Raw genomic sequence first — 4,083 nt, forward strand, 5'->3', positions numbered from 1 at the left:
CAAATGCCTAGGAACAAAACCCGGGGCACTTCAAAACCACCGGCGAGGGCCCCTCCTCAACAGAACACTAGCTAGGTACCGAGGAAGCCTCTTCACGTTGGTGTCCACTCTTGAGTGGTTTGCTATGAGCTGAGTATAACGAAAAACTGCAGTCCTCGGCTCTCTCCTGATTCATGGAGGGTCAACGGCTGCAGTGTGGACACGAGAATATCGCAGATGGTTTTTAGATACAACCCTTCGGTGAACCTCGACTATCGCCTCCCGTGTCCTTTTGGGTTTGCCTGCCCACCGAAGGTTCGTCGATAGGCAAAGGCTCTTAGGGCTTTGTTGCGGTAATGGCGAATTGGAGTGGTAGGCGCTCGGGATTATCGCGGAGGATGAAACCGCGGGAGTCTTCGACCATCAGCTCCGGCCACGGGCACCACGCGGAGTACGGAGTTTCCTCAAGAGCGGTGACGGTCAGCCCCGCGTCGATGAGCGCAGTAACAATTTCGCCGAGAGAGTGGTTCCACTGATGGTTGCGTGGGCTAGCAAGTTTTGGCGCTCCTGGAGTGGTGACGTAGCTTTCCTCGTCCTCCCAGGTGAGCGGATCAGGCATTTCAAAATACGGCTGCTCAATGCGCAGACCTTGGGAAACGTCCTCTCCGATTGTCATGAACATGGGGTGGTCGTCGCGGATGAAAAACATGCCGCCGGGAGCGAGCAGCTTTGCGACGACCTCCGCCCATCGACGCACCTGCGGAAGCCAGCACAGCACACCTGCGGAGGTGTAGACGAGATCGAATTCGCCGTCGACCGCTTCTCGAGCGTCATAGACGTTGCTCTGGATAAACTCCACGTCCGCGTCGGCTTGGGCGGCGAATTCGCGGGCGTATTTGAGTGACTCCGCAGAGAGATCCACGCCGATGACTCGGGAGGCTCCGCGGCGGGCAAATCCGATGGTGTCGGTGCCCACGTGGCATTGCAGGTGACACACGGACTTCCCGGTGAGGTCGCCGAAGCGGTCAATGTCCACCGCGAGGACATCGCTAATAGCTGCCTTGTCCGCGATCAACTCATCTTTACCGCCGTAGTTGCCGAACATGTGGGCGTGGGCCCGTGAATCCCAGTTGGCTTGGTTATCCGCGAACCAGGAAGCGGTCTCGGACCGCGGTGAGTTAGTCTCCGCGTGCATCGTTACTCCCTCCTACGTCTCATTCCGTTGCCTAAGTTACGCAACTTTAGTTATATTGAAATCAATCGAGACCCCCTCCGAGCTTCCCGTAAGATCAGCGTCATATGAGAGGGGGCTTTTACCTCGCGGTTACGGCGGCTTCGCCCTCATACCGGAACGGCATCGCACGTCCTAAACATTCTTGAGCTTGCGGCTTCGCCCCCGCTTTCCACTCACAAAGCACAACCATGTAATTCGTGCCACAATGCGGCGGTGTGAGGATCGAGAAGCAACGCTCCCGAAAACCGTCCAGCAATCCGAAGTACGCAACCTCCCCCTCCACCACCCACTACCGCGGCACGTCGCCGGCGCGCATGCAGGCGACGAGGTTCCGCAACAAGCAGCGAATCCCTATGCCCCCGGCGTGCTAGGGCGCTACAGGAGTTCGTCGATAAGCGAGCGCACACGATTGTCAATGTCGTCGCGCACGAGACGCATGCGCTGCATGCCCTCGATGCCGCGGTGCGAGGGTTCGTCGATACGCCAGCGCTCTAGCGTGCCGCGGGCGTCGTCGGGCATGTCTACCTGCGCGTCTTCGCCGAGCACCACGACGCGATCAACGCTGCGCAGCAGTTCGGGATCGATGGGTTTGGGCGTGCCGTGCGACATATCGGCGCCGGCCTCCGCGATCGCCTCGACGGATTCCTGATTCAGCGACGTACCAGGTTTGGTGCCAGCGGAGTGGATGCCGAGCTGGCTACCCGCGTGCTTCTCGGCGAGCGCCGCCGCCATCTGGAACTTTCCGCCGTTGCCGACGCACACAAACAAGACTGAGGGCTTCATAACGTCTCCTTAGAACAATTTGGGCAGGGTTGGGTCACCCGGGAACAGTTTCGGGCCGATCCCACGCATGAGGTAGACGAGGCCGACGAGGATAGGGATCTCGATAAGCGGTCCGATGGTGCCCGCCAGCGCCTGGGCGGAGGTGGCGCCGAACGTGCCGATCGCCACTGCGATGGCCAACTCGAAGTTGTTGCCGGCAGCCGTGAACGCCACCGAGGCCGACTGGGCGTAGTCCATGCCGGACAGTTTGGCTACCAAGAGTGCAATAGCGAACATGCCGACGAAGTAGCACAGCAGCGGGATCGCCACCCGTGCCACCGTCCACGGCTGGGAGAGGATCTGGTCGCCTTGCAACGAGAAAAGCAGGACGATTGTGTACAGCAGGCCGATCAGCGCGAGTGGGGAGATCCGGGGCAGGAAGGTGTTTTCGTACCAGTCGCGGCCCTTGGTGCGCTCGCCGATAATGCGAGACAGCAGCCCGGCGAGCAGCGGTATGCCCAAAAAGACCAGGACAGAGGACACGATCGCCCAGAAGGAGAACTCCACCGAGGTGGTCTCCAAACCCAGCCAGCTCGGCAGGATTTGTAGGTAGAACCAGCCGAGTACCCCGAACATGAGAACCTGGAACACCGAGTTGATGGCCACAAGCACTGCGGTGGCTTCACGGTCGGCGCAAGACAGGTCCGACCACACCAGCACCATAGCGATGCAGCGCGCCCGGCCGACGATGATCAAACCGGTGCGCAGCTCCGGCTCATCCGGCAGGAAAATCCAGGCGAGTGCAAACATGAACGCGGGACCGACGATCCAGTTCAAGATGATGGACACGGTCATTAACCGTTTGTCGGTGGCAATCTCGCGGGTCTTGTCGTAGCGCACCTTGGCCAAGGGCGGGTACATCATGACCAGCAGGCCGAGCGCGATCGGAAGCGAGATGCTTCCGACTTCGAGGCGCTCGAGTGCGCCCGAAAGCCCCGGCACCGCTCGGCCGAGGGCGAGGCCCGCCGCCATGGCGAGCATGATCCACACCGGTAGGAAGCGGTCAAGAAACGACATACGCTCTACTGGCTGAGAGGTTGCGTCTTCCATCTGGAATCCTTATCTATTGACAGCATTCAAAACGGACACTAAGTCTCATATTTATCACTGTCAATATAACGAGGTAGGAAGTATGAACGATTACGTCGCCACTCCAGAAAACACTGACCTCGACTGCTGCTCACTGGGCTCCGGTTTGCTCTCCGAAGACGACGCGACGCGTTACGCGGACCTGTTCAAAGTTTTAGCGGACCCCGGCCGGCTACAACTTCTCTCCAGAATCGCCGAAGAGGGCTGCGAACCGATGAGCGTGAACGAACTCACGCAACGCTCCGGGCTAAGCCAACCGACAGTTTCCCATCACCTCAAAATGCTTACCGAGGCCGGCCTTCTAGAAAAGAGCCGCCAGGGCAGGACGGTCATACACCGGCTGCGCCCGGAGCTATTCGCGGAACTTCGCGCCGTGCTGCAGATGGACTGAGACTAACGGCGCAGGGCTTCAATGTTTGTCATTCATTACCGAGGTCAAACGCGTCGACTCGTGAAAGGCTTCGTGGATCCATCCGGGTGGTGATGGCGATGCGGTTCCACGCGTTGATTGCGACAATCGCCATCAATACGTTTCGTGCTTCCTTTTGGCCGAGCTGCTCCTCGACGCGTTCCCAGAGTTCATCCGGAACGGAGCTCTCGCCGTTGATTCTCGTCACTGCATCGGTCAGTTCGAGAACGGCTCGTTCTTTTTCGGTGAACTGCTCGCGATTGTCGGTCCAGTTCTCCGCCTGCGAGACGCGCTCCTTGGACCAGCCATCTTTCCTTGCGTCCCGTCGGTGCATTGCCAGGCAGTAAACACATTGGTTCAACGCAGATGCACGAAGTTGGACGAGGTGTGACGCGTCCTTTTCAACCCGTGCGCGCACATAGGTTTCCAGGCCTAGCATCGGAGCGTAAGCAACCTTGGGGATCGGCTTGCGGGGTGTGTGCGACATGCCACGACGGTACACATCAACTCCCCTTACTGTTGCGACCGGTTATTTGGTAGCAGTGTCGTG

At 59.2% G+C, this 4,083-nt stretch carries 6 protein-coding genes; 2 read left to right on the plus strand and 4 right to left on the minus strand.

The window, feature by feature from the left end:
- Positions 1-316: 316 nt before the first annotated feature.
- Positions 317-1,174 carry a class I SAM-dependent methyltransferase gene (locus tag HMPREF2656_RS01710; RefSeq protein WP_070614949.1) on the minus strand — a complete coding sequence of 286 codons (858 nt, stop codon included), beginning with the start codon at positions 1,172-1,174 and terminating at the stop codon, positions 317-319.
- Between the two features lie 254 nt (positions 1,175-1,428).
- Between HMPREF2656_RS01710 and HMPREF2656_RS12960 the strand changes: the two genes are divergently transcribed.
- Positions 1,429-1,584: a hypothetical protein gene (locus tag HMPREF2656_RS12960; RefSeq protein ID WP_168167514.1), complete on the plus strand. Its 156-nt coding sequence runs from the start codon at positions 1,429-1,431 to the stop codon at positions 1,582-1,584.
- 4 nt (positions 1,585-1,588) lie between these two features.
- Here the strand turns inward: HMPREF2656_RS12960 and HMPREF2656_RS01715 are convergent, their stop codons facing one another.
- Entirely contained in the window at positions 1,589-1,996 is a 408-nt protein-coding gene (locus HMPREF2656_RS01715; protein ID WP_070815679.1) for an arsenate-mycothiol transferase ArsC, read from the minus strand.
- A 9-nt stretch (positions 1,997-2,005) separates the two neighbouring features.
- Positions 2,006-3,085 carry an ACR3 family arsenite efflux transporter gene (gene arsB / locus HMPREF2656_RS01720; protein ID WP_070815680.1) on the minus strand — a complete coding sequence of 360 codons (1,080 nt, stop codon included), beginning with the start codon at positions 3,083-3,085 and terminating at the stop codon, positions 2,006-2,008.
- 82 nt (positions 3,086-3,167) lie between these two features.
- Here arsB and HMPREF2656_RS01725 point away from each other — a divergent pair, with 82 nt between their 5' ends.
- Positions 3,168-3,515: an ArsR/SmtB family transcription factor gene (locus HMPREF2656_RS01725; RefSeq protein ID WP_070815681.1), complete on the plus strand. Its 348-nt coding sequence runs from the start codon at positions 3,168-3,170 to the stop codon at positions 3,513-3,515.
- A 28-nt stretch (positions 3,516-3,543) separates the two neighbouring features.
- Here the strand turns inward: HMPREF2656_RS01725 and HMPREF2656_RS01730 are convergent, their stop codons facing one another.
- On the minus strand, positions 3,544-4,035 hold the full coding sequence (locus HMPREF2656_RS01730; protein WP_246816783.1) for a carboxymuconolactone decarboxylase family protein: 492 nt from the start codon (positions 4,033-4,035) through the stop codon (positions 3,544-3,546).
- Positions 4,036-4,083: the final 48 nt, after the last annotated feature.

Source organism: Corynebacterium sp. HMSC034B08 (assembly GCF_001835805.1).
Classification (GTDB): Bacteria; Actinomycetota; Actinomycetes; order Mycobacteriales; family Mycobacteriaceae; genus Corynebacterium; species Corynebacterium coyleae.

Excerpts from the sequence above, each read along its gene's own strand:
- HMPREF2656_RS01710 (WP_070614949.1), bottom strand. The coding sequence starts at position 1,174 with ATGCACGCGGAGACTAACTCACCGCGGTCCGAGACCGCTTCCTGGTTC.
- HMPREF2656_RS01715 (WP_070815679.1), bottom strand. The coding sequence starts at position 1,996 with ATGAAGCCCTCAGTCTTGTTTGTGTGCGTCGGCAACGGCGGAAAGTTC.
- arsB (WP_070815680.1), bottom strand. The coding sequence starts at position 3,085 with ATGGAAGACGCAACCTCTCAGCCAGTAGAGCGTATGTCGTTTCTTGAC.
- HMPREF2656_RS01725 (WP_070815681.1), top strand. The coding sequence starts at position 3,168 with ATGAACGATTACGTCGCCACTCCAGAAAACACTGACCTCGACTGCTGC.